The sequence below is a fragment of the Candidatus Bathyarchaeia archaeon genome, from assembly GCA_038873195.1.
Taxonomy (GTDB): Archaea; Thermoproteota; Bathyarchaeia; order Bathyarchaeales; family Bathycorpusculaceae; genus DSLH01.
Genome location: JAVZEV010000001.1, coordinates 606,723 through 632,664 on the forward strand (window position 1 = coordinate 606,723; position 25,942 = coordinate 632,664).

Here is a 25,942-nt window from a genome sequence, read left to right on the forward strand (position 1 = left end):
AAACAGTATAATAACTCAACAAATATTTAGAACCTATGGAAGCATAAACCAATCTGATTCACCAATCTTCAAAGATGGTGGACATCTCACTGCATCGTCATCGCACTATAAATCCGATAATCATACCTATACTCGACAATATTAGAGAATAGTTGAGAAGCGGTTCCTTCCCAAGAGTCTTGTCAATATCAGCAGACCATAATGCGATAAGTAACGCTCCAATAAACCCCAGAGGAAAAATAGGATTATTGTTAATCCTAAACCACAAGAAGGAAATGAGAAAAGACATAATCATCCATCCCGATGAGTGAGTGTTGATGGGAGTAGAGAGATATTCCACAATACGGGCAAAATGACGCGTCGGAAGGAATAAGCTTGCCACACTTCGTGCAATTTTTTGTAGACACAATACCACCATTCCATAGTTACACTGACAAAAATTAAAAATTTTCGCAAAAGGTCCGCTTGATAAAGGCACACCTTTTATAGATTCTAAACGCCTCAATGTTGCCTAAAAAATAGCAACACTATTCTTAGCCTAAAAGAAAACATCTCCAACAAAGACGCGCCTTATTGTTCCATCTTCAAGTTTGAGAACCAAAGCGCCTTCGCTGTCAACATCCAAAGCCAACCCGCGCAACTTTTCAGTTTCGCCTGCAACAACCACTTGCTTACCAAGAAAACCCGCATAGCTTTTCCATCTCTCCAGAACTGGATTAAATCCCTCTTTCAGAAACTGCTCGTAAACACAATCTAGCCTTTCAAGCAACGCCCTAAACAGTTCTTCCAGCTTAACTTTTCTTCCAAGCTCGTTCATCAAAGAAGTCGCGCTTTCCCAAAGTTCTTCCGGAAAAACCTTTCTCACATCAAAATTTGCGTTAACACCAATGCCTAACACTGCAAAATTGACTTTTTCGCCAAGCGTGCTCATCTCCGCTAATACACCACAAATCTTGCGCCCGCCAACCAACACATCATTAGGCCATTTAGTCTCAACCTTTAAACCATACAGTTCACGCAGAACATCAGCAACAGCCAAACCAGCCACAAAAACAAGCCTAACCGCCTCTGCAGCCTTAAGTTTCGGCTTAAGCACAACAGAAAACCACAAGCCACCCTCAGGAGAAAACCAGACTCTGCTCAAGCGTCCACGCCCAGCAGTCTGAGTTTGAGCAATCGCAACTGTTCCCTCAGGAGCGCCAAGCACGGCTAATTCTTTAGCCAACTCATTAGTCGAGCCAACAACACGACTGAAAAATATTCGCTTTCCAAACCGTTTTGTACGCAAGCCTTCCAGAAGCTTATCCAAATTTATCTTTGCAGGCACAGCATTTCTAACCATTAAGGCTTTTCAACAAGCTCCAACAAAACGCCACGCGTGCTTTTCGGGTGAACAAACGCTATTTTCTTGCCTTCAGCGCCCTCTCGCGGTTTATCATCAACAAGCACAACGCCTTTACGCTTGAGCTCCGCCAAAACCATTTCAATATCATCGACTTCCACAGCAAAATGGTGCACGCCTTCACCGCGGCTTTCAAGAAACTTCGCAACTGGACTATCACCGCCAAGAGGCTCCAAAAGCTCAATCTGCGTTTCGCCGCCGGTGGAAAGAAACGCCACCTTAACCTTTCGCTCCGTCAAAACATGAACACCTAACAGCTTAAAACCTAAAACGTCACAGTAAACGCGAACAGCTTCATCCAAATTCTTCACTGCAACACCAACATGGTCCATCCCAGCAAACATTACTCTCAACTCCTCAGAGAACACTTAACTCCATGCGAAACATCGAATAAAAGAGTTTCCAAAACAACCACCAAAAATTAACTAATGATTGCCAAAACATCCCCTTTATTCACAACAGCCCCAGCAGAAACTCTGATTTCCTTTACAATCCCAGCCTTATGCGAAACCACTAGATTTTGCATTTTCATAGCTTCCAAAACGCAAATACACGCGCCCTTCTCAATTTTTCTACCGATATTCGCTTTTAAGGAAACAATTCTGCCAGAAATGGGAGCAGTCACAGCGTCCTTTCCAACAATCAAACCCGCTGCAGGCTTTTTAACAACCTTGAACATAGGCTCTTGCTGTGTAGTCGACTCTCTCAAAATTTTAGGTTGAAACTGAACATCGAAAAGTTTTCCGTCAATTACAACTTGCCGAAAGCCGCTATAAACCTTATTTACACTCGCCGAAAAAGTTTTACCATTAATCTCCAGCACTGCCGCTTTGCCTTGTCCCGAATTTCTGAACGCAACACTAAATGTTTTGCCGTCCACTTCCACCAAAAAACTACTTCCGTTCCGCTCCAAAACCCTAATCTTGTATGGCTTTTTGTTCACAAGAACTTCTTGAAAAGTCAAAGCGCCCTACTCACTCTCCTTGTTCTTCCAGCAAGCCTCCAAGAAGAAACCGCCCTAGGCTCTCTTTTCGGAATTACCGCGCGAGTCTCGCTTCTTTCCACATAGTCGGCTAACACTGCAATAATTGCGGCGGCTTCTTCCTCTTCTAAGGTTTGTTTCGGCATAAGTCTCTCAATTTTTTCGTCGACAAAGTTTATGTGAATGTCTCCTTTGAGAAACTGCTCGTCTTCCATGATTTTTTTGTGAAAGGGAATCGTTGTTTTTACACCTACTATTACAAATTCGTTCAGCGCATTTTTCATTCGTTGTATTGCTTCCCCGCGGTTTTCTCCCCAAACTGCAAGTTTCGCGATGAGAGGGTCATAAAAAACCGAGATAGGATAGCCAACATATAGGTGAGTGTCAACTCTTACGCCGGGACCTCCGGGCAACTGAAGTTTGGATACGACGCCTGGAGACGGCATGAAATTGTTGTAGGGGTCTTCCGCATTGATTCTACAGTTAATCGCGTGTCCCCTTTGGACGATGTTGTTTTGTTTATATTCAAGTTTTTGACCAGCCGCAATTCTAATTTGCGCCTTTACAATGTCTAAGCCAGTAACCATTTCCGTAATCAAGTGTTCAACCTGAAGCCTAGTGTTCATCTCCAAAAAATAATAATGCCCTTCTTGGTCAACAAGAAACTCGACAGTGCCAGCGTTAACATAGCCTACTGCTCTTGCAATTTTTACTGCAGCCACTCCCATCTCCTTTCTAAGCTTTCCAGTCATCAACATTGATGGAGTTTCTTCGATAAGCTTTTGATATCTCCTCTGAAGCGAGCATTCACGTTCGCCAAAATGAACAATTTTTCCATATTTGTCGGCTAAAATTTGAAATTCTATATGTCTTGCTCTGGGAAGAAATTTTTCAACGTAAATTTCGCGGTTTCCAAAAGAGCTCTCCGCTTCAGAAGCCGTAAGTTCCAGTGCTTGCTGCATTTCTCTTTTGTTCATTACCAGACGCATACCCTTTCCTCCACCACCATAAACAGCTTTCACAAGAACTGGAAAGCCTACATGCCCTGCAATTTCAACTGCTTCATCCACGCTTCGGGCGGGTTCTATGCTTCCAGGAATAGCGGATACACCCGCTTTGACAGCGGTTCTGCGGGCTTCCACTTTACTTCCCATTTTCTTTAGAACTTCACTAGATGGCCCAATGAATTCTATGTCGTTTTCTTCGCAGGCTTTGGCGAAAGCTGGGATTTGAGAAAGAAATCCATAACCAAGATGTACTGCCTCGCACTTTGATTTTTTAGCTACTTCAATTATTTTGTTGATTTTTAGGTAGCTCAGGCTGGGGTCTGCTGGTCCCACGCAGTAGCTTTCATCCGCATATTGAACATGCAGAGAGTCTGCGTCTGCCTCAGAATAGACAGCGACAGTTTTTGCTCCTAACTCTTTGCAAGCTCTAATCACTCTAACTGCGATTTCTCCGCGGTTAGCAACTAAGATTTTGTTGAACATGTCTTGTTCAGTCCAGACGCAAACAGCCTTCTTTTACTTTACAAGTCAATTAAGCGTAATTGAATTAAATATTTTCACCATTGGACATTGAAAAGATTACAAAATTTTTCATCATTCATCTATGACGTTTTCTAGAAAAATAATGAGAATCGTGGGAGAAGGCAAATTTAGTTGGTTCGAATAGGATTCGGCAGCTTTTTAAGTTTCAGCTACAATAGAACCATAATGGAGTTAAGCATGCTTGATACTCCATTCTTAGTTTCCTCCGCAGTTCTTATCGCGATAGGTTGCATCTCTATATCCGTTTCGATAATCTTACATAGAAAATCGCGTGCAATCCAGAAAATCCCAAAAAAGCTTACACCAAACATTTTCCACAAACGCTTCAACATTTTTGACCCATACCCAAGCAGAAGGACAATCATTCACGGCAACATAATCACTATACTGCCATTTCTAATTTTTTTCGCAGCTCTAATTCTCACCTTTGTTGTGACAGCAACAATTATTCAAACTGGCTTGCTACTAAGCACAATCATCGTTATCCTTTGCGCTTCCTTAATGACGTTTGAAGAAGCATTTGAAATTCCCAAAAACGCGGATATCCTTTTGAAAGCCATCAAAGAAGGAACAAGTTTAGGAGAGGGCGATTTAACTGTGTTTTCTATAGTAAAAAAGACTTTGCCAAAGTTGAGAAATTACTACTTTGCGTTAGCAATCGTCTTTTTTGTCTTTTCAGCCATTTTACCTTACATCATGTCTTCAGCAATATTCACTTTTGTATGGGTTGTTACGCTGCCCTTCGGACTTGCATCTTCATGGGGAGTTTTAGTTGCCTTTTATACTACATTATGGCTTGCTATAATCACATTAGCTATTCAACTTGCAGCTGGACGAATTAGAAACAGAATTTTCGGCTTTCCACAACCAGAATCGTTATACACTGTGGGCAAACAGTTTGAGTTTATGAAACAGTGGATTCGTTGGCATCCTCATGAGCTATGTCACCGCCCACCACCAGAGCCAAACGGAATTCCTGAAAGTGAAAAGAGAAAAGAATAGTTTCAATTTTTGAAACTCTCCACGTAATTCTCACTGAGAAAGGGAGTGAGAAGAAAACGCGTTTTTGTGAATGAAAACATTTTAAAATTTGCTTGCTTTCGGAAAACTATAAAACCTACATGATAAAGTAGTGGTTATTCTCATAGCATAGGTGAAAAGTAGATGGAAAAAAACGCTCATGACATAGTTATAGTCGGAGCTGGCTTAGCAGGTTTAAGAGCAGCAGTTGCCGCGGCAGAAATCAACAACAAGCTTGACATTGCCGTAATTTCCAAGCATCACCCGTTAAGGTCGCATTCTGTTTGTGCACAAGGCGGAACAGCAGCTGTTATGCGTGAAAAAGACTCCTTTGACTTGCACGCGTTTGACACTGTAAAAGGCGCTGACTACCTTGCAGACCAAGATGTTGTGGAATTTTTTGTTAGGCAAGCACCAAAAGAAATCGTATTAACTGAGCACTGGGGATGCCCATGGAGCCGCACGTCTGATGGAAAAATAGACCAACGACCATTTGGTGGACACTCATTTCCAAGAGCTTGCTTTGCAGCGGACATGACGGGTTTTCATGAAATGCACGCGATATATGGAAAAGCAATAACCTATGGCAATGTGAAATTTTACGATGAATGGTTCGCAACTTCGCTTTTGGTAGAAAACAATACCGCAGTGGGACTAACCGCCATAGACATGACAACCGGCGACATGCACGCATTCTCTGCGAAAGCCATCATTATGGCAACAGGAGGACACGAACGCATTTACGAATTCACAACATTCTCACACACAACCACAGGCGATGGAATGGCAATGGCATACCGCGCAGGCGCGCCATTGGAAGATATGGAATTTGTACAATTCCATCCCACAGGTTTGGTTCCCTCAGGCGTTCTAATTACCGAGGGCGCCCGAGGCGAAGGAGGATACTTGATTAATGCTAATGGCGAACGCTTCATGAAGAAATATGCGCCGGAAAAAATGGAGTTGGCTCCGCGTGATGTTGTTTCGAGAGCGGAACAAACAGAAATCTTGGAAGGACGCGGACTTGAAGGACCCTATGGACCTTACATAGCTTTAGACCTTAGACATTTGGGCGAAGAGAAAATTAACGAGCGGTTGCCGCTAATTCGCGATGTTGCAATAAAACTTGGCGGAGTCGACCCAGTCAAGGAACCAATACCCATTCGACCAGCAGCGCACTATTCTATGGGAGGAATCAAAGCCAACATAAAAACTGAAACGCCCATAGCTGGCTTATACGCTGCGGGCGAATGCTCATGCATAAGCGTGCATGGCGCAAACAGGCTTGGCACAAACTCAACCGCTGAATGCCTCGTGTTCGGAGCAGTTGCAGGCGAGGAAGCTGCAAAATACGCGTTGAAAAACAGTGTTCATGAGATTCCTAAGGAAAAATTGTTGGCGGAAGAAAAGAGAGTTTTCGATGGCATATTGGGAAGCGAAGGCAGCGAACGAGTCCCAGCAATCAGAGACGAAATGCGTCGTATAATGAATGAGAAGGTGTGGATATACCGTAGAGGCGACCAGCTTCAAACGGCCATGAAAGAAATAAGAGAGCTTAAGGAAAGGTTCAAGCACGTAAGGGTTGAGGACAAAGGCAAACCGTTTAACACTGGATTTTTGTCCGCTTTACAGCTTGATTTCATGTTGGATTTGGCGGAAGTAACAATAGCTAGCGCGTTTCAACGAACAGAATCGCGAGGCGCCCATTCACGGGTTGACTATCCAAAACGTGATGACCAAAACTGGCTAAAGCATACATTAGCTTATTACACGAGGGATGGACCTAAACTTGAGTACATTCCAGTCACGATAACTAAGTGGTCGCCAGTTGCCAGAACCTATTAGGAGGATGAAAAAATGAGCACTAAAGTTGAGAAAATTGTTGAATTCAAAATAAGCAGATATGACCCGGAAAGTAAAAGACGTTACGTGTCCACGTATAAAGTGCCAATTCGCAAAGGAACAACAGTACTTGACGCGCTACTTTACATAAAAGATAACTTGGACGAGACGCTATCTTTTAGGCAATCGTGTAGAATGGGAATCTGCGGAGACTGCGCAGTCAACATTAACGGAAAACCCATGCTGGCATGCTACACGCAAGTGCTACATTTAGACGCCGATTCGTTAACAATCGAGCCGCTTTCAAACTTGCCAGTAATCAAAGACCTCGTTGTCGACATTCAATCCTTCTTCGAGAAATATAAGAAAATAAGAACCGTTTTGATAAAGCCAGAAGAAACATTCAAGCAGCCCAACGAGTTTGCGCAAACGCCAGAGGAGCTCAAGAAGTTCTGGGATTTGACACTGTGCATTAAATGTTCAATCTGTTATTCGGCATGTCCAGCCGCAATAGACGAGAGATTCCTTGGACCCACAGCATTAACTGCCAATTATAGATTCCTCACAGACTCGAGGGACAACGGCTTAGACGAACGCTTAAAGCCCATGGCGGATAATATATGGCTTTGCACTCAATGCAACTCATGTACATTGTTCTGTCCAAAACTTGTAAGTTGCGCAAACGCGATACTTGATGACCACTGCTTCTTGATTGAGGCTGGAAACATTCCACGAACAGTTAAGGACGTTCTTGAAAGCGTCTACAAATATCATAATCCAATGGGAACACATCAAAGCAAAAGAATGGATTGGGCTGAAGGCTTGAATGTTAAAACATTTCCAAACGTTTCAAAAGCTGATGTTTTGCTTTTCACGTGCTGCTCAACCACTTTTGACATTAGAAACAGAGAAATCGCCAAAACAATGGCTCAAATATTAAACAGTTTAGGCGTGGACTATGCAACTTTAGGCGCTGAAGAATGGTGTTGCGGAGACCACATGCTAAGGATGGGAGAGAAAGGACTTTTCGAAGAACTTGCCATACACAACATTGACATGTTCAAAAAGTTCAATGCGGAAAAAATCGTCACTTTGTCGCCACATTGTTACAACACGTTTAAGAATGACAAGCCCTACGCTGACGAAAAACTCAACGTGCAGCACTATACGCAATACTTGGCAGATGCAATTAAGCAAGGCAAGATAAAACCAACAAAACCCATGAGAAAAAAAGTCGCATATCATGACCCGTGCTTCTTAGGCAAACGCAACGAAGTATATGAGGCGCCACGAGAAATCTTGAAGGCAATAGACGGGTTAGAACTTATTGAAATGAAGCGTACGAGACAAAGCAGTTTCTGTTGTGGTGGCGGCGCAGGAAGAGTTTGGACTGAAGAGGCGCCTTCAGAAAAGAGACCATGCGTGGACAGAGTTAAAGAGGCTTTGGAACTCGACGTTGACGTTATCGCAGTTGCCTGCCCGTTCTGCGTGACGACTCTGGAAGATGCTGTTAAAGTGTTAGACGTAGAGAACAAGATTGCAGTCAAAGATGTCATAGAACTCTTAAAAGAAGCCATTTAAACTGCTAAAACCTACCGCTTCCTCTTTTTACCACGTTACAAGAAGCGCTCATTTGCAATTTTCATCTCAAAATTTATTTTGATAAATCAGCCAAACCCATGCAGATACATTAATATATCTATATAACAAAAGTTAATAACTCTCTAAAATATGCTAAACGTGGAGGAAAAATGTTGCACGGCTACGCTGGTAGAATTCTTCATATAGATTTAACAACGGGAAAAACCCATGTAGAACCTTTAAATGAAGAATACGCCAAGAAATACATTGGCGGAATAGGTCTAGGAATGCGCTTATGGCTGGACCAATCAAAACCGGGAGTGGAACCATTAAGTCCAGAAAACCCGCTGATTCTAGCGACAGGACCAATCTCAGGCACAGTCTGGCCGACAGGCGGAAACGGACATGCCTTCGTTTCAAAGTCGCCTCAAAGCTATGGTGTCGGCGAAGCCAAATCTCACGGTTCTTTTGGAACAGAACTCAAAAGAGCAGGATATGACGCAGTAATTTTCAAAGGCAAAGCAGAAAAGCCAGTCTATGTTTGGATCGATGACGATTCAGTTCAGCTTTTAGACGCCTCGCATTTGATGGGTAAATCACCCGCTGACACAGAAGATGCGATTAGAGAGGAGCTAGGCGACTATTACATTCGCGTTGCAGCCATCGGTCCGGCTGGAGAAAAACTCGTCAAAATAGCATGCATAATTAATGACAAGACAAGAGCCGCTGGAAGAACAGGACTGGGCGCCGTGATGGGTTCAAAGAATTTGAAAGCCATAGCGGTTCGAGGAACACGCGACATTACAGTGGCTAAGCCGGAAGAATTTCTGGAATACGTGAAAGAGTTCCACGAAAGAATGAAAGGACCAGCAACGCAGAAATATAGAACTTTAGGCACGCCGGAAAACGTTCTTGTACACAACGCTCTGCATTGTATGCCAACAAGAAACTACAATAACGCGACTTTCGAAGGCGCGGAAAGAGTCAGCGGCGAAGTTCTAAACGACAGATATGTTGCAAAAGTCATCGGATGCAGTTCATGCGCAATGCGATGCGAACACGTATGCGTTGTTGCTGAAGGACCATATAAGGGTACGATGACGCGGATGGAGTACGAGCCCTTGTGGGCTTTGGGACCATACTGCGGCATTGACAGGCTCGACGCTATCATAAAGGGAATGGACTTATGCAACTATTATGGAATGGACTCTATAAGCGCTGGAGTGATTGTTGGCTTTGCAATGGACTGCTACGAAAAGGGCATATTAACAGAGAAAGACACGGATGGGATAGACGCAAAGTTCGGCAACCACGAAGCACTAGTAAAGCTTCTTGAAAAAATGGGCAAACGCGAAGGCATAGGCGACATACTCGCAGAAGGCGTAAAAGGAGCCGCCGAAAAAATTGGCAACGGCGCCGAAAAACTGGCATTGCACATTAAAGGAGTTGAGGTCACCGGTTACGACCTTAGATGCCTAAAAACAGCAGCGTTAGGCTTTGCTGTCTCCTTCCGAGGAGCAGACCACAACAGACACGGAGCATACGCTTTTGACGTCAAAGGAAAAGTCAACCGCTTAAAAGCCGAGAAAGGAAGAGGCAAACTGGTCAAGGACATGGAAGACATGTACACCCTCATAGACTCATTCATCGTCTGCAAGTTCTCGCGTGGCACGTACTACAAGGAACTCGAGGACATGACTAAACTTTACAATTTGGTCACTGGTGCAGAAATGACAACCCAAGAGATGAAAATGGCTGGTGAACGCATAAACAACCTTGCAAGAGTGTTCAACGTCAGAGAAGGCTTAGGCAGAAAAGACGACAGTTTACCATGGAAAGTTATGAATCAGCCAATTACCGATGAGGGACCGTCTAAAGGAGCATACGTGACGCAGGAAGAATTAGACTTGCTTCTAGACGATTACTACGAGGCTCGCGGATGGACAAGAGAAGGAGTGCCAACAGTAGCGAAACTGAAGGAACTCGGCATGGACGACCTAATACACATAGTTGAAGAGAAAATGTAAGGAGTGAATAGACAATGGTTAAGATTCACGAAAGAAAATTCGTCTCAGCAGACCCAGACAAGTGCGTAGGCTGCCAAGTATGCGAGTACATCTGCTCATGGACAAAAGAAAAATCATTCAACCCATTGAAGTCGCGAATACGCGTTGTGCGGCTTAACCCACTCGTGAACGTCTCAATCACATGTAGACTTTGCGAAGACCCACCTTGCGTTGCAGCATGCCCAAGAGACGCCTTAACACAGTCAGAGGAAACAGGAATAATAATGGTTGACGAGGACAAATGCAACGGATGCGGATGGTGCATAGAAGCATGCGATTACGGCGCAATAATGCTTCACCCAGACAGAAAAGTGGTTTTCTCATGCGACCTCTGCAAGGAAAAAGGCGAACCCCAATGTGTCAAATGGTGCCCAGAAGAAGCATTAGACCTAGTCACAGCGGATGTTCTAGCGCAGAAGGCAAGATTCACAGTAACAAAGAAACTCTTTCAAGAAGCACTAAAAGAAACAACAAAATAACCCTAACCTTTCCTTTTTCTAATTTTAAAAGCATTATGCACGTCAGCTTTCCATGAACTCTATAAACTCTTCCAAAGTCCGCTTCTTTAACGTGTAATTTGTTCGTTTCTCGTCGCCAATTGTGGAATAAGGACGCGGTCCATAATCATGCCCAGGATACACTTCAACATCATCATCGAGCTTCATTAATTTCGTGAATAAACTGTAGTACATGTCTTCAGAGCTTCCGCCTGGCAAATCTGTCCTGCCACATTCGCCAACAAACAAGGTGTCGCCTGTGAACAGTTTGCCATTTGCTAGAAGGCATATGCTGTCGCGCGTGTGTCCAGGTGTGTGAATGACTTTAATTGTTATTTTGCCAACTGTTAAAATGTCGCTGTCGTCAACGCTTACGTCCTTGTTGATTTTGGCTAATTTGTGAGCGACAACATTGCCGCCGCAGCAAGCCTTTAAATTCTCATTGCCTGCCGTGTGGTCGCTGTGGCTGTGCGTGTTAATTGTATATTTTAGGGTGAAATTCTGGTTCTTCAAAACTCGTATTATCGCGTCTGTGTTAAAGCTGGAATCTATAACAGCGGCTTCTTTTGCGGCTTCATCTGCGATTATGTAGGAGAAATTGTCGCCATACTGTTTTATTTGCCTAAAAAACATAAGTGCTTACCTCCATTTCAAACGCGAATAAAACTTGAGGCTGGAAGAGCCTCTATTTTCATTCCTCTTTTTGCCACTTCTCCCAAGTTTTCCACACAGCCAATACTTGCGTCTATATTGTGATGCACTGGATGCGCCCACATAAACTCCGGCACAAGATTAAACTGCAAAGGAATTTCCATTGGTAACCCATACTTTTCTTTCAAATCTCTGATTAAAGAGTCTCGGCTACACGCAAAGCGCACAGTAACGTAGCTTTTTACAAGCTGAGAAGCACCAAAAGCGCCTATCCCATGCCACAATGCCGCGTTTTCCGGTGAAGCCAAAATGTAAAGAAAGAACTGAGGCGAAGAAGGAGTCTCATTGAAATTGTAGTTAACAAGTTTTTCACCTTCAACCGTGAAATGGTCGTCTGCCACGGCGACACTGACGTCTTTGGGGTCGATTGCGTTCGGATAAAGCGGCGTTGTTTCATAATCTACCTTAACATTTTTCAGTTTTGTTCCAGTAAAGTAGATTTTTCCTTTAGCGGCGCGTTTGGAGCCGTAGCCTTTAGGCGAATGCGGAATAGTTAATAATGTTGTTCGACTCTTCATGCTTCTGCCGATGCAGTTGTAAACGCGCTCAACAGCCGCATAGTCCTTATGCACTTCTCTTATCACATGATGCAATAATCCATCCGTCGCTTCTTTTTTCATAATTGTAAGCGGCAACCGCATGGCTGGAAGCCTAAGGTCAATTCCGAAAGCTTCCGAGAAATGCTCAAGCTGCGTGTATTTTACTGCGTCAGCCATATCCATGTAACTGTCTCCGCAAGTTTTGAGGCAATAGTCAATCAGCTCTATTTCTTTCTGGCAAATAAGCGAGCCAGCGTATTTTTGTGCAAATTTCTGGTCTATCTCTAACCCGCGAGTAGTAACGTTTGTTGCTGGAAAAGCGCTTTGTCCACTTTTAACTATTGACTCTTTGAGGGGATTCATAGAATATCTGTCGGGTTCTATGTCGTCCGTGTTTAGCAGAAAAGGAAAAATTAAGCCTTCAGCAGGTTTTCTCAGCCTTTCACAAATTGCGTTCACGTCTTTATCGTCTGGGTTGTGCAGTCCGCAAGTGTGGAAGTGGTTTCCGCAAGCTTCAAGCAGTCGCGCGGCGATTAAGCCTTGAACTTCTTCTATGGTTAACTGTGGATTGGAGTATTCAACAGAGGTTCGAAGGAAAAAGTGCCAACCTTCCACTGTAACATCGTTTCTTCGCTCATTCTTAAAGTAGAAGAAGTTTACGTTTCTCTTTTTGCTTCCATTCTCTCGCTCCTTAAAACTAATTAGCTCTTTAACTATGGTTTCGACACAGCTCCATGAATTCTTAAGAAAGTCGGTAACCAGCAACTTTGCCATCTCAATGGACAAGCAACATCAACCTCGCTCTAAAGACTCTGCCAAGTAGAAGCAGTCTTTAGCATTGAAGGGTTTTAAAAACATTCTTGCCACACGGAACTGCTCTGTAAAACCAGAGCGCATAAGAAAACTGATTATTGCTGACTCTTTCTTAGGCAAACACAAAGAAACTTCAGAGCCAGCGAGTTTGTTAAGGATGGCTTTCAAAAGGTCAATCGCCACAGTCTTTCGCTCTCTCAAACACATTAATGGTCCTATTTCAGCTATTCCATTGTAAACTTTCGCCATAACATATCCCACAATACGTTCACTTTCAACTGACAAAAAACATGGATTACTGGAACTTTGCAGAATCGCGTCGAGCAATTTTTTTCGAGAAGCACCAAACCAGTAAGAATCATAATCGACAATTCTTTGAAAATCTTCTTCTTTCGCCACTCTCAAACTAGACTCAACCGACGCTGTAAAGGCTTTTCCTTCGAGAACAATGAAGTCTGAATCGTATTTGAAACCAAGTTTTTCGTAGAAGGGTATCGTGTTAACATAAGCGTATAAGCCAACATTGTTCACATTCTTGCCTGAAAAATATTCGATTACGCTTTTAACAAGCAACGCACCCGCGCCTTTCCTTCGATATTTTTCCTCTACTATTAGGTTTCCAAGCCAGCCAAGCTTGTCAAAGCCTATGGACGTGACAATCCCTACCCGCTTCGAATCGTCAAACAGCACAAAGCAGCCTTCCGGCTCTAAAGCCATCATAAACTTGAAGTCTTCTTCTACAAAATTCCAGCCTTGCGTATCTGTAAGGCGAACAGCAAACTCGAAATCTTCCGGCGTCATTCTTTTAACACGTAACATACAAACCCTTTTTTTCACGTGTCTGTTAAAGGATGCTTCAGATAAAAAGTATTATACTGGAATAAATTTTACTAAATGCACACATCATAAACTGATTGAACATTGAAAGGGTAGGCGCGCACAGACTTGCAGTTGAAGGTTAAGATACGCCGCAAAGCAAAAATAACAACACACCCATTCACCGACTACTTCAAAGGCTTCGAGAAAGTGGAAGCAGTAAGACGAATATTCGGAGAAAAAACCGAAGAAGTACTGCACAACTTAAGGATAGAATTTGTTGGAAGAAGAGGGTACATGGGCGTCAGCGACGAGGATGGACACCTTTTCGTAAGCGCGCATTACCTTAACAATGGCGACTTAATTGACATTTACCTTGACATAATCCACGAGTTAGTGCACGTGAAACAGTTCATGGAGGGAAAAGAGCTTTTCGACAACCACTACAGTTACGTGGACAGGCCAACCGAGATTGAAGCGTACGCTGCAGCGGTTGAAGAAGCGCGCAGGCTGGGATTAAGCGACGAGAGAATTCTGCAATATTTAAAAACTGAATGGATGAGCGAAGAGGAATTGGAGAAACTTGCCAAAACCTTAAACGTCAAATTCACAAAAAAGGCAGAAAAATAAATTCATTCAAATACGAAGCGAAAGAACAGCACTGGCGACATCTTGTGCCGTCGCCTCAATTTCCGGAGTTAATCCATCACCAAAATCAGTTTTTTTAGGTTCTATTAAGAGAAGAGCGATTTTTGCTTTCGTTGTTTTGACAAGATATTCGCAGAATATTCGCAGTGGAAGCATGTGTGTTGTGTATGCTGGAAAATTTTTTAGCTGCTCTGGGTTTATGAGTCGTGACTCGCCGGGTTTTAAGCCTAAAACCGCCGCGTCAATTAATAGAACATGTGACGGATTAAAATCTACTATTTGCTGAAGAAAATTCTCAGGAACAGTTTCACACTCAATCAAGAGAACATTGTCTGAAACTTTTCCACGTAAATCTTGGACAATCTTGACTCCAACATAGTCGTCCATACGGATTGGATTTCCTATTCCTGCTACAACGATTTTCTTGGCGTCGGAAAACCATTTCTTTAACTCTTTCTTGATGTCGTAGCTTCTTTTTGGCAATAGAAACCGCCATCAAAACCTAAAAAGAACATAAAGAAAGAAAAAAGTTTATCGCTGCACCATTCGAAGCAGCTTCTTTTCGTTATTGTAAATTTCTATAGTCATCGGCATTTGTCCTACAGCAAAGTGTGTGGCGCATCCAAAGCAAGGGTCGTAGGCTCTAAAAGCCATTTCAACCATGTTAAGCACGCCTTGGTCAACTTTGTCGCCTTGAATCAAGCCTTTGGCTGCGTCGCGGATTGACATGTTTATTGCGGGAGCGTTGTTGGTTGTTGCGACAATGAGGTTCACGTCTTTAATCAAAGCATCCTTATCCAGTACATAATGGTGTATCAATGTGCCTCTAGCGGCTTCAACTATTCCCACGCCTTCACTTGGTTCGCCTGGTTTGTTGCGTACTTCTTTGCTTGTTATTTCCGGGTCTCTGCTCAGCTCCAAAGCGCGTTCAGCCGCGTACAGAAGCTCGATTAATCGTGCCCAGTGGAAAGCCAATGTCGAATGGACTGGTTTTCCGCCGAGAGTCTTGTACATAACTTTATACTCTTCTTGTGCAAGCGGTGTAGCCATGCCTTCAGCAGCGTTTAATCGCCCAAGTGGTCCAACACGATAAACACCACTGTCTGCGCCGTCCACGAAACCTTTCCAGCCGACCTTCTTTAAGTATGGGAATTTCACGTAGGTCCATTCTTCTACGCGCTCAGCGATGTGGTTTAAGTAGTCCTTCGGTTCGAATCTGACAAATTCTTTACCAGAAGGGTCGACAACGCGGACTTTTCCGTCGTAAAAGTTGACTTTATTGCTTTCGTCAACTGTGCCCATGTAATAAGTTTTCAATGTGTAAGCGTCGCTTTTAATCAAGTCCACGTATTTGCTGTTTCCCAAGACAATGTCGTGGAACAGTTTTAATGAGAACTGAGCAAACTTTACAGAGGATTCCGCCATTTTCTCAATTTCTTGTCTTTCCTCTTCTTTCAAAGGTTTAGACATTCCACCAGGCAATCCGCAGACTGGATGTGTGGCTTTTCCTCCGATTAACTCTGTTATTCTTTGTCCATAAGCTCTATGCTTAATGACTTCTTTGCCAATTTCTAAGCCAGCCTTCTCAATAACGCCGATGACGTTTCTTTTTTCTGGAGGAGCGTCTGGACCGACCACAAAGTCGGGTCCACCGAGATAGTAGAAGTGAAGTGTGTGGTCGTAAATATAGTAGCCACAGTACATGAGTTCTCGGAGCTTTTTAGCTGCAGACGGAGGTTCAACATTAAACGCGGCGTCCAAAGCTTTTGTTCCAGCCATGTGATGCGCGACTGGGCATACACCGCAGATTCTGCTTGTCAAAAGGGGCATGTCCTCAGCTTTTCTTCCGATGCAGAATCTTTCAAAGCCTCTGAGTTCTGGAACCTGCAAATAAGCGTTTTCCACGTCGCCCTTGTCATTTAGGAATATGGATATTTTCCCGTGACCTTCAAGTCGGGTTATCGGGTCTATTAGTATCTTCTTCATTCTTTCATCACCTTTCTCTTCAAAATGGATGCTGGTAAAGCGTACATGTAGAACGACCCAATTGGGTCTTTAACTTGGCTCATTAGCCTTTCAACATCCTCTTCCGTGTACTTTTCCTTCTCTTCTTCCAAACCGAGAATTGAAGCTAAAGCACTTATCATGGCTGCACCTTGTTCAGGCGCGTTGGGGCATGGACCGCCACAGCCTGTGCAGGGCATGTCAGCTTTTAAGCATCTGGCGCCGCATCCGCCTCTAGTCGCGGGTCCCATGCAGATTATTCCTTGTTCAAGCAAGCAACGCTCGGGCTCTGGAGTTTTCTCGTAAACGCGGTATATCTTGGAGATTTTCTTATTTTCTTTCTTTCGTGGGCATTCGTCACAGACTGATTTTAAGGGTGCAAGCACGGAGCCTTTAGGCGGCAATTCGCCTTTGGCTATGGCTTCAACTGCGAATAAGGTGCGTTCGACTGCTGGTGGACAGCCTGGAACGTAATAGTCAACGTCAACAACTTGGTCTAAGGTTCTGACTGTGTCGTAAAATTCTGGGATGTCAACTTCTCCCTCTTTAACATGCACTGTTGGTTTTGGTGTTTTATTTTCTGAGTTCGCCGTGGAGAAAGTCTTGAAATAGACTTTTTCGAAGATTTCCTTTTTATTAGCTAAGTTTGCTAGTCCGGGAACGCCGCCGAGGTGAGCGCATGCTCCGTAAGCGATTAGGATTTTTGATTTTTGCCGCAAAAGCTTTGCAAGGTGTTCTTGTTCTGAGTTGCGTATTCCACCGTTGAAAAAGCAAACATCGATGTATTTATCAGGCATTGCCTCAACATCCTTGTATTTTATGTCCATTGCTACTGGCCAAAAAACGATGTCGGCGATTTGTATTACATCGAGGATTTTCTCATTTATATCCAAAACGGCGATTTCGCAGCCTCCACAACTAGCAGCCCAATAAAAGGCTAGCTTCAGCTTGTTTTTTGCCATTTCATTCTCCACCTTCAGTAACATGCTTCAATATTTTAGAAGCGTCAACTCTAAGCTCGTTAAATGCAAGCTCTTCGGGCGACATGCCCATAGCTAAACCGAGCAATTGCGGATAATGCAAAACTGGAATGCCGTAAGTTTCGTTAAACATTTTTTCTATGCGCAACTCGTTCGTGTCGTACATTATGTGGCAGAATGGACAAATCGTTATCAAAGCCTCTGCACTGACTTGTTTAACATGGTTTAGCTTGTCTCTTGCAAGTTGTAAGGCGACTTTGTCGCTTACACCGACGCTTGGCGCACCGCAACATTCAGTCTCATCCATGTAATCTAAACATGTTGCGCCTGTCGCTTCGATAAGCATTTTAAGCGTTTGAGGGTCTTCTGGATCGTCGAATCCTATGTATTCTTTTGGTCGCAGTATGTGGCAACCGTTGTGCTCCGCCACTTTAAGCATCGTGAGCGGTTTAACAACGGAATCTTTTATCTTTTCTAAGCCAACATCCTCCATTAGAACTTGCATTATATGCTTCGCGTTGACAGTTCCCTTAAACTCTAAGCCAGATTCTTTCAAATGTTTGTTTATTTCTTCGCGTAACGCCTTATCTTCCTTAAGCATCTTGTTAACTTTCTTTAAAGTTCCAGCACAACCCGGACACAAAGTGAGAATGTCCAATCCCTTTTGTTCAGCCAAAGCCAAATTTCTAGCTGCAAGAATGAGCATCATTTCGTGGCTGACTGGGTCAAGCGGGAGACCGCAACAGTTGAATTCAGGCATTTCAACAAGCTCAACGCCCAGTTTCTGCAGAACCTTTCTGGCAGATATCTCGTAGGCTGAAACACGATAAGGAATTGCGCACCCAAGAAAAATGAGATATTGATTCTTAGCCATTTTCTACTCACCCTTCTTTTCGAGATGTTTTAGAAAACTCACTCCATGAAGTGCTTTCTTTATGCCTTCAGAATTGCCTCTTGGCAGTGGCGGCAATCCCAGGGTTTCTCGCTTCTTTATTCTTAAGTCTGGAATTTTGTAAGCGTAACCCGACTCAAGAATGCTCATAGCTTGCTCTTTAAAAACTTGAGGCACTATGCCCTTTTCTGCGGCTAAATTGCGTAGTACGCGGATTACACTGGCTACTTCAACATCTTGCGGGCAACGGTCTGTACACGTGAAACATGCCGCGCACAACCATAATGTGTCGCTGTTTAGCACGCGGTCTTTAAGTCCAAGCTGTGCCATGCGAATTATTTGTCTTGGGCGATATGTTTCGCTGAACTTGGCGACTGGACAGTCAGACGTGCATGTTCCACACTGGAAACAGCGCATCAGTTTTTCTCCGCCGTGCATTTTTGCAATTTCATACTTGAATTTAGGGTCCATTTCCGAAGCTTTAATCGGTTCTTTCTCTTCAACTTCAGACATTAAGCCTTAACCTCCACGTTTTTTAATGGACTTGGTCCAAGCTTTTTTATTTGTTCAACCATGTCCCGTACGACTGCCGCGAACTTGTCACCTTCGCTGGCTGAAACCCACTCCAACCGTAAGCGTTCAGGTTCGATTCCGAAATCTTGAAGAACTTTCTTTAAAAGAGTTACCCTTCTTTGCGCCTTGAAGTTTCCACTAATGTAGTGGCAATCCGAAGGCAAGTGGCATCCGGCTACGAGCACGCCGTCTGCGCCGTTTTTGAAGGCTTCAAGAATGAATGTTGGGTCGATTCTGCCGCTGCACATGACGCGTATGATTCTTATGTTTGGCGGATACTGGATTCGGCTTACTCCAGCCAAGTCTGCGCCTGCATAGCTGCACCAGTTGCAGAGAAAACCGATGATTTTTGGTTCGAATCCGTTTTTCTGGGTCATGCTTGCACCTCCACAAGTGCGGCTTTGACTTGGGCAAGTATCTCTTCCGTGGTAAAGTGACCCATTATGATGGCTTTGGTTGGGCAGGCCGTGCCGCACGCTCCGCATCCTTTGCATGATGCTTCAATTACGTGTGCTGTAAGTTTGCCGTCTTTTTCCTTCATTTCTATGGCACCGTACGGGCATAGATATTCACAAATCCTACAACCGCTACATAAATCTTCGTTCACGTTTGCAACAATTCCTTCCATCTCAAGTGTGGGTTTCGAAAGTATGGTTGTGGCTCTTGCCGCGGCTGCGCATGCTTGCGCTATGCTTTCGTCGATGTATTTTGGTGAATGCGCCATTCCGCACAAGAAAACGCCTTCGGTGGCAAAGTCAACTGGACGGAGTTTCATGTGAGCTTCTAGAAAGAAACCGTCCTTTGTCAGTGGCACCTTGAGCATTTCGGCAATGCGTTTGTTGTCTGGGTTCGGAATTGTTGCGGCGCTTAAGATTAGAAAGTCTGGTTCGATTTCAACTGTTTCTTTCAAAACGGGCTCCCAGAAAGACACTTTTAACTTTCCATCATCATTTGCGACTTGAGGCTTTCTTTCATCCTCGTAGTTTATGAATAAAACTCCTTTCTGTGCGGCTTCACGGTAATAGTCTTCTTTGAAACCGTAAGAGCGAATGTCCTTGAATAAAACGTAGACTTCTGTTTCTGGGCTTAGCTCTTTAATTTTTAAAGCGTTCTTTATCGCTTGTCCACAACATATTCGCGAGCAGTTCGGTCTTTCCTCATTTCTAGCGCCTACACACTGAATCATAACTACGTTTTTAGCTTTGAATTTGCCGTTCGCAAGTTTTTCTTCCAGTTCATGTTGTGTCATCACGCGTGGGTCTTTGCCGTAAAGGTATTCTTTTGGTTTGTATTCGGTTGCGCCCGTGGCGACTATGACGATGCCATGTTCAACTTCTTCCTCTTTGCCGCTGTGGTTTTTTATTTTTGATTTGAAGTTGCCGACGAAACCGCTGACTTCTGCCACTTCCGAGTCTAAGTGAACGTGTACCTTCTTGTTTTCCATGACTTCTTTGATTAAAGCGGTCAGTTTTTCTTTCGGGTCTTCCCCTTTTTCCAATAGATAATGAATTGTGCGTAGGTGTCCGCCGAGCTCTTTTTCTCTCTCAACAAGATGTACTTCAAACCCTTGTCTTGCAAGTTCAAGCGCCGCAGTCATGCCGGAAACTCCGCCGCCTATAACTAACCCAACTGGCGTGACGCTGATTTCTGGTTTCTTAAGCGGTTTCAAAAGTTTGGCTTTGGCTACTATTGAGCGGACGAGGTCTTTAGCTTTTTCTGTTGCTTCTTTGGGCTCGTGCATGTGCACCCAGCTGCATTGGTCGCGGATGTTGGTCATCTCGAACAAGTAGGGGTTTAAGCCCGCTTCCTGGACTGTTTCTCTGAAAAGCGGCTCATGCGTTCTAGGCGTGCAAGAAGCTACGACGACGCGGTTCAGATTGTGCTGTTGGATTTTTTCGCGGATGAGCTTCTGCGTGTCCTGCGAGCAAGTGTAGAGGTTGGCTTCAGCGTAAACCACGTAGGGCAAAGTTTTAGCATACTCCACAACTTCAGGAACGTTGACGACTCCGCCAATGTTGATTCCGCAGTGACAGACGAAAACGCCAATGCGCGGTTCTTCTTGGCTGACGTCTCTTTCTGGCGGATACTCTTTAACTGTCACAAGTTTTCCTCTTTCAGTAGCTACAACGTTCATTGCTTTGGCTGCTGCTCCGCTTGCTTGCGCGACACTTTCTGGAATGTCTTTGGGAGCGCTGAAGGCTCCGCAAACGAATATGCCGGGTTTTGATGTCTCTAATGGCGTAAAATGTCCGGTTTCGCAGTAGTTGTATTTGTTGAGTTTTATTCCCAAAGCTTTAGCAAGTTTTTCAACGCCTTTTGGCGGTTGCATTCCGATGGATAGGACGACCATGTCGAATTCTTCTGTCTTAGGTGTTTCATCCTCAACATAGTGAACGAAAAGGTTGCCGGTCAACGGGTCTTCAGTCACGCCTGCAACTCTTGACCTCACAAATTTTATGCCCCACTCTTCTTTAGCGCGGTTGTAGTAGGCGTCAAATTCTTTTCCGTAAGCTCGCAAGTCCATGTAAAAGATTGTTGGCTCCAATTTGGTTGGCGTGTGTTCTTTGGCGATTACGGCTTCTTTCATGCCGTACATGCAGCATGCTGCGGAACAGTAAGTGTTGCCGAGCTGATAATCTCTCGAGCCTACACATTGAATAAACGCAATTTTCTTGGGAATCTCGCCATCCGAAGGGCGCACGACAAGTCCACCGTAGGGTCCGGATGCGCTCAAGATGCGTTCGAATTCTATGCTTGTCACCACGTTTGGATAACGTCCATAACCATATTCGGTTTTCAATCTTGCATCGAAGGGTTCAAAGCCAGGCGCAAGTATTATTGAGCCGACTTTGAGTGTGGCTTCGCTGTCTTGCTGGTCGTATGCCACTGCTTTCGCTTTGCAGATTTCGTAGCATGTTCCGCAACCAATGCATTTTTCACGGTCTATTTTGTACTTGAGCGGAACTGCCTGTGGATAATCAACGTAAATTGCGCCTCTTTCGCTTAAACCTTCATTATACATGTCAACCGCTTCGATTGGACATTTTTGTGCACATAAGCCGCAGCCGTTGCATTTGTCTTCGATTATGTAACGACTACGTTTTCGAAGTTTTACTTCGAAGTTTCCAGCTTCGCCGTTTAAGCCTAATATTTCCGTGTTTGTCAGAATCGTGATGTTCGGATGTCTTCCCGTCGCCACGAGTTTAGGCGAGAGAATGCACATTGAGCAGTCGTTTGTTGGAAATGTTTTGTCCAGTTGAGCCATGACGCCGCCGATGCTTGCGCCTTCATCAACCAAATATACTTTGAAGCCGGAATCCGCCAAGTCTAACGATGCTTGTATGCCGGCAACTCCTCCACCGACGACTAGAACAGCTCCAACTTTCTCCTTTGCCATTTTCACTTAACCTCCAAAGCCTTGTAAAATGGAGTTTGACCTTCCACATGGTCTAGAGCTATCATGTTTCTACGGCGCATGTCAACAATCTGCCTTAAAACAGCCGCAGGTTTCATTTCAACCATTTCTGCCAAGTCCTTCACAGAGAAGGGTTTGGTTTTGGTTAAGACGTAGATTTTGTGTCGAACAAACTCTTCATTGACAATTTCATCCAGCAACTCGTCGAATTCATCTTGCGACAGTTTCTCGCCATAAACGTTAACGCCTTCGGTTAGCTCTTTCTCTCTTCCAAGCAAAACTCTCAAACGAAAATCTGAAGCAGCATTCTTGGCTGCTAACACGTTAACCTTAATTTTTGAACCCAAATCTTTGCTTCGCAACGGAGAAGACCCAAGTTTTCCGATTTCTCTGGAAAACTCTTTGGCGTAATATTCAAAGTTCTTTTCATCTAATGGTGAATGCCAAACTAATTTTACGCGTTGAGGCTCCAATCCAGCTAATGCAACGAGTTTTGTAAGCATTTTTACGGCGCGTTCTGCTTGAAGGTTTCCTTCTTGGTAGTGGCAGTCTGGTGGTTTGCAACCCACAAGCATGACGCCGTCAACTCCGTTTGCAAGCGTGTCCAAAACGATGACTGGGTCCACTCTTCCAAGACACATGATTCGAACAACATTAACGTTTGATGGAACTTCAGTTTCGTTTTGACAAAAAGCCCAGTTACACATGAAACAAACAATTTTAGGGTCGTCTGCCTCCATTTTTATCGTCCCTCCGTTGCTGCCAAGGCAAGACTCATAATTTGCTCGTTAGGCATTTTCTTCATCGTTATCGCTTGTTCCGGGCAACGTGCAGCACATATTCCACAGCCTTTGCAAAGGTCCTCGTTTACTTTGGCAATTTCTCGTTCGTCCTTTTTGACTGCACCAAACGGGCAAACAACCGCGCACACATTGCAGCCCACGCAGAGGTTTTCGTCAACAACTGCCTTGTCACCTTCGCAAAGCTCCAAGCTTGCGAGACATTCTGCGCATGGTCCACATCCCAAACAGCGAAAAGCTTCAAACATTGCTTTCTGCTTTGTTTTCTCTAAATATTCAGCTGCTTCCTCAAAGCTCAAACGTGGCTTTTCTATTGGCGGCTCATATCTTCGTTCTTTCTTTTTCAGAGAACCCCAGTTTTTAACCCACGTTACTTCTTCAACGGCATCGTCTCTTCCTTTTCGCAAATCTTGCCCAGTCAAGTAGAGATAGATGGAAACAGCTGCTCTTTTGCCTGCTCCAACGGCTTCAATTATGCTTGCAGGGCCAGTGGCTATGTCGCCTCCTGCAAACACGCCTGGCATGTTGGTTTCTAATGTTAATGGGTCAACTTTCATTGATGGTGCTCTTGCTTCTTTGTCCAGAAGTTCCTTGGGTATGCAGGCAGACTCTGCAACTTGTCCCAGTGCGGGGATTACCATGTCTACTTCATATTGATGTTCAGAGAAACTTATTGGAACGGGGCGCCTTCTTCCGCTTTCGTCTGGTTCGCCTAGTCGCATTCGCAAGCATTCGATGGCTTTGACCTTGCCATTTTCGCCTATAATCTGTTTTGGCGCGACTAAGAAATAGAATTTTACGCCGTCTTTCTCAGCCAACTCCACTTCATGCGGCAGCGCGGGCATCTCTTCACGAGAACGCCTATACAATATCATAACTTCTTTTGCACCGAGTTTTTTGGCTGTTCTGGCAGCGTCTATTGCGCTGTTTCCGCCGCCAACAACCGCAACTTTTTCACCTACTTCAACACGTTCTCCAAGCGCAATTTTTCTCAGGAAATCCACGGCGTTTATGACGCCCTCCAAATCTTCGCCAGGCACGTTCAATTTCATGCCAAGCTGTGTTCCGATAGCTAGAAAGATGGCGTTATAGCCATCTTTGCGTAAGCTTTCAATTGTAATGTCTTTTCCAAATTCCACGCCAGTTTTTATTTCCACACCCAAATCTTTGATGTAGGCAATTTCGTTTAATACAACAAATTTTTCCAAGCGAAAATCGGGTATGCAATACCGCATCATGCCGCCGGGTTCAGACATACGTTCAAAAACGGTTACGAGATAACCACGTTTTGCAAGTTCATAGGCTGCGGTTATACCTGCTGGTCCTGCGCCGACTATGGCGATTTTTTCTTTGTGTTTCTTTGGTATGGGTTTAGGTTTTACTCGTTCATATTCACGTTCTACGTCGGCGACGATTCGTTTTAGAGCGCGAATTGCTACGGCTTGGTCCACGTTTGTTCTTGCACATGCATCCTCGCATGGGCTGAAACAGACTCTTCCACAAATTGCGGGAAAAGGCATGTCTTGCCTTATGAGTTCGACTGCTTCTTTGAATTTACCTTTTTGAAGCAGAGAAACGTATCCTTGAACGTTGACGCGTGCTGGACAGGCTGAGCGGCATGGTGGCAGTTGTCTCTTTACATTTGTGCTACTACCACTTGTCATTGTTAAACCAGCTTGATGTAGAATATTATCCTTATCTGCCAATTATATTAAGCCACCTAAATCAAGTTTGACGCAAAATTGACATAAAGTAATAAGGAAAAAAGAGGAAAATTGGGGCTATTCGCGCAGTCTTCCTTCCAGTTTGTTAACCAGCTTGTTGTATTCTCTTGGACCAAGTAAACCCTTGAGTTCCTGCTCCAGAACCAACGAGTTCTTCGGTTTTATCTCCACAATCCAGCCTTCACCGTAGGGGTCTTCGTTGATTATGTTTGGTTCATTCCTAAGCTTCTCGTTAACTTTGGCTATTTTACCGCTGACTGGTGCGTAGAGGTCGAACATGAACATCCAAGTTTCCGCAACGCCGAAAGGCTCCATCTTGTTAACTTCTTTACCCACAGCTTCAGTCATTACATGGGCTATTCCTTTCAAGTGTCTCTGTGCGTAGTCGGATACGCCCACGCGGATGTTTCCTTCAGGTGTGACTTGAGCCCATGTGTGTTTTGGCGTGTAGAGCAACAGTTCTGGTGTGACTAGAAGCTCTTTACGTTTTTCTGTGGGAATTCCTTGGGTGCGCATGAGCTCTTCTAAGCGAAGGCGGATGGCTTCTGAGACGAATTCTGATATGCTTCTGTAGCGTCCTGTTTTGATTGCTTCTTCGATTTCTTTTATGAGTTCTGTTCTTAGGCTCACGGTTTTCCATTCTGATGTTTTTTCTTTTTCATTCATTTTACATCAACCTCCTTTACATCTGATTGATATATAACACAAGTCAGAAATATATATCTAATGCATATATTTTATTTATAGTAAATATCATATTAATCTAAACAACAAACATATTTATCTGTGCACATTAAAAATTCACACACTGCTGACTTTATTCTTTTACTCTGCCAAAATTCGACAGGTTCCACACGCGCTCATGCACGTAGTAAACAACCGTTTTTACAATAAGCTCTGTGATACCAACAATAGTTCCTAAAGTTAGGTCCTTACTAAATATGAAAACCAAAAATATCGTTGTTAAAGTTGCAACAATCCTCCAAGAAACTGCCTTCACCACACTTCTAATTGGTTTCTCCATCTACACACTTCCAACCGAGACTCTTTAATAAGCAACGAGGAAACATAAGTAACTTTCCAAACG

General features: G+C 44.0%; 25 protein-coding genes. 7 read left to right on the plus strand and 18 right to left on the minus strand.

The genetic code is table 11. The features are described from left to right. Positions 1-152: 152 nt before the first annotated feature. Positions 153-311: a hypothetical protein gene (locus QXW63_03460; GenBank protein ID MEM3460951.1), complete on the plus strand. Its 159-nt coding sequence runs from the start codon at positions 153-155 to the stop codon at positions 309-311. A 227-nt stretch (positions 312-538) separates the two neighbouring features. On the opposite strand, the gene QXW63_03465 is transcribed toward QXW63_03460, so the two are convergent. The 4 genes from QXW63_03465 to accC all read right to left on the minus strand — a co-directional run bounded on the left by QXW63_03465 (position 539) and on the right by accC (position 3,874). Further along, positions 539-1,327: a biotin--[acetyl-CoA-carboxylase] ligase gene (locus QXW63_03465; protein MEM3460952.1), complete on the minus strand. Its 789-nt coding sequence runs from the start codon at positions 1,325-1,327 to the stop codon at positions 539-541. 14 nt (positions 1,328-1,341) lie between these two features. After that, on the minus strand, positions 1,342-1,746 hold the full coding sequence (gene mce, locus QXW63_03470; protein MEM3460953.1) for a methylmalonyl-CoA epimerase: 405 nt from the start codon (positions 1,744-1,746) through the stop codon (positions 1,342-1,344). Between the two features lie 77 nt (positions 1,747-1,823). Continuing rightward, positions 1,824-2,366 carry a biotin/lipoyl-containing protein gene (locus QXW63_03475; protein ID MEM3460954.1) on the minus strand — a complete coding sequence of 181 codons (543 nt, stop codon included), beginning with the start codon at positions 2,364-2,366 and terminating at the stop codon, positions 1,824-1,826. After that, positions 2,363-3,874 carry an acetyl-CoA carboxylase biotin carboxylase subunit gene (gene accC / locus QXW63_03480; protein ID MEM3460955.1) on the minus strand — a complete coding sequence of 504 codons (1,512 nt, stop codon included), beginning with the start codon at positions 3,872-3,874 and terminating at the stop codon, positions 2,363-2,365. The genes QXW63_03475 and accC overlap by 4 nt, the downstream gene beginning before the upstream one ends. Positions 3,875-4,045: 171 nt before the next feature. Here accC and QXW63_03485 point away from each other — a divergent pair, with 171 nt between their 5' ends. The 5 genes from QXW63_03485 (at position 4,046) to QXW63_03505 (ending at position 10,922) form a co-directional block, all read left to right on the plus strand. Next, a complete protein-coding gene (locus tag QXW63_03485; protein MEM3460956.1) occupies positions 4,046-4,936 on the plus strand; it encodes a hypothetical protein in 891 nt (296 codons plus the stop codon). Positions 4,937-5,098: 162 nt separating this feature from the next. Then, positions 5,099-6,799: a succinate dehydrogenase/fumarate reductase flavoprotein subunit gene (locus QXW63_03490; GenBank protein MEM3460957.1), complete on the plus strand. Its 1,701-nt coding sequence runs from the start codon at positions 5,099-5,101 to the stop codon at positions 6,797-6,799. Positions 6,800-6,811: 12 nt separating this feature from the next. Then, on the plus strand, positions 6,812-8,377 hold the full coding sequence (gene sdhB / locus QXW63_03495) for a succinate dehydrogenase iron-sulfur subunit (GenBank protein MEM3460958.1): 1,566 nt from the start codon (positions 6,812-6,814) through the stop codon (positions 8,375-8,377). Between the two features lie 170 nt (positions 8,378-8,547). Then, entirely contained in the window at positions 8,548-10,404 is a 1,857-nt protein-coding gene (locus QXW63_03500) for an aldehyde ferredoxin oxidoreductase family protein (protein ID MEM3460959.1), read from the plus strand. A gap of 14 nt (positions 10,405-10,418) precedes the next feature. Further along, the gene (locus QXW63_03505) at positions 10,419-10,922 is read left to right on the plus strand and encodes a 4Fe-4S dicluster domain-containing protein (protein ID MEM3460960.1); all 504 of its coding nucleotides are present in this window, start codon (positions 10,419-10,421) and stop codon (positions 10,920-10,922) included. A gap of 42 nt (positions 10,923-10,964) precedes the next feature. On the opposite strand, the gene QXW63_03510 is transcribed toward QXW63_03505, so the two are convergent. From QXW63_03510 to QXW63_03520, 3 genes are read right to left on the minus strand one after another with little or no spacing between them, the layout of a single operon-like run. Then, positions 10,965-11,573, minus strand: coding sequence for an MBL fold metallo-hydrolase (locus tag QXW63_03510; GenBank protein ID MEM3460961.1), 609 nt, complete (start codon positions 11,571-11,573; stop codon positions 10,965-10,967). A gap of 17 nt (positions 11,574-11,590) precedes the next feature. Continuing rightward, complete coding sequence (locus tag QXW63_03515) at positions 11,591-12,976, minus strand: hypothetical protein (protein ID MEM3460962.1); 1,386 nt, start codon at positions 12,974-12,976, stop codon at positions 11,591-11,593. A gap of 6 nt (positions 12,977-12,982) precedes the next feature. After that, complete coding sequence (locus QXW63_03520; GenBank protein MEM3460963.1) at positions 12,983-13,822, minus strand: GNAT family N-acetyltransferase; 840 nt, start codon at positions 13,820-13,822, stop codon at positions 12,983-12,985. Between the two features lie 126 nt (positions 13,823-13,948). Here QXW63_03520 and QXW63_03525 point away from each other — a divergent pair, with 126 nt between their 5' ends. Continuing rightward, entirely contained in the window at positions 13,949-14,449 is a 501-nt protein-coding gene (locus QXW63_03525; protein ID MEM3460964.1) for a hypothetical protein, read from the plus strand. Between the two features lie 6 nt (positions 14,450-14,455). Here the strand turns inward: QXW63_03525 and QXW63_03530 are convergent, their stop codons facing one another. From QXW63_03530 to QXW63_03580, 11 genes are all read right to left on the minus strand, one after another. Continuing rightward, positions 14,456-14,950, minus strand: coding sequence for a hydrogenase 3 maturation endopeptidase HyCI (locus QXW63_03530; protein MEM3460965.1), 495 nt, complete (start codon positions 14,948-14,950; stop codon positions 14,456-14,458). A gap of 48 nt (positions 14,951-14,998) precedes the next feature. Continuing rightward, entirely contained in the window at positions 14,999-16,453 is a 1,455-nt protein-coding gene (locus QXW63_03535) for a Ni/Fe hydrogenase subunit alpha (GenBank protein ID MEM3460966.1), read from the minus strand. Continuing rightward, on the minus strand, positions 16,450-17,433 hold the full coding sequence (locus QXW63_03540; protein MEM3460967.1) for an oxidoreductase: 984 nt from the start codon (positions 17,431-17,433) through the stop codon (positions 16,450-16,452). Before QXW63_03540 ends, QXW63_03535 begins: the two co-directional genes overlap by 4 nt. A gap of 1 nt (position 17,434) precedes the next feature. Then, positions 17,435-18,325, minus strand: coding sequence for a CoB--CoM heterodisulfide reductase iron-sulfur subunit B family protein (locus QXW63_03545; GenBank protein ID MEM3460968.1), 891 nt, complete (start codon positions 18,323-18,325; stop codon positions 17,435-17,437). 3 nt (positions 18,326-18,328) lie between these two features. Next, on the minus strand, positions 18,329-18,856 hold the full coding sequence (locus QXW63_03550) for a 4Fe-4S dicluster domain-containing protein (GenBank protein ID MEM3460969.1): 528 nt from the start codon (positions 18,854-18,856) through the stop codon (positions 18,329-18,331). Then, positions 18,856-19,293: a hydrogenase iron-sulfur subunit gene (locus QXW63_03555; GenBank protein ID MEM3460970.1), complete on the minus strand. Its 438-nt coding sequence runs from the start codon at positions 19,291-19,293 to the stop codon at positions 18,856-18,858. Before QXW63_03555 ends, QXW63_03550 begins: the two co-directional genes overlap by 1 nt. Beyond that, complete coding sequence (locus QXW63_03560; GenBank protein MEM3460971.1) at positions 19,290-22,313, minus strand: CoB--CoM heterodisulfide reductase iron-sulfur subunit A family protein; 3,024 nt, start codon at positions 22,311-22,313, stop codon at positions 19,290-19,292. The genes QXW63_03555 and QXW63_03560 overlap by 4 nt, the downstream gene beginning before the upstream one ends. Positions 22,314-22,315: 2 nt before the next feature. Next, positions 22,316-23,071, minus strand: a complete 756-nt coding sequence (locus QXW63_03565; protein MEM3460972.1) for a hydrogenase iron-sulfur subunit — start codon at positions 23,069-23,071, stop codon at positions 22,316-22,318. A 2-nt stretch (positions 23,072-23,073) separates the two neighbouring features. Continuing rightward, positions 23,074-24,837 carry an FAD-dependent oxidoreductase gene (locus tag QXW63_03570; protein MEM3460973.1) on the minus strand — a complete coding sequence of 588 codons (1,764 nt, stop codon included), beginning with the start codon at positions 24,835-24,837 and terminating at the stop codon, positions 23,074-23,076. A 75-nt stretch (positions 24,838-24,912) separates the two neighbouring features. Continuing rightward, positions 24,913-25,371: a glycine cleavage system protein GcvH gene (gene gcvH / locus QXW63_03575; protein ID MEM3460974.1), complete on the minus strand. Its 459-nt coding sequence runs from the start codon at positions 25,369-25,371 to the stop codon at positions 24,913-24,915. Positions 25,372-25,672: 301 nt separating this feature from the next. Further along, positions 25,673-25,879 carry a DUF2061 domain-containing protein gene (locus tag QXW63_03580; protein ID MEM3460975.1) on the minus strand — a complete coding sequence of 69 codons (207 nt, stop codon included), beginning with the start codon at positions 25,877-25,879 and terminating at the stop codon, positions 25,673-25,675. Between the last annotated feature and the right edge of the window lie 63 nt (positions 25,880-25,942).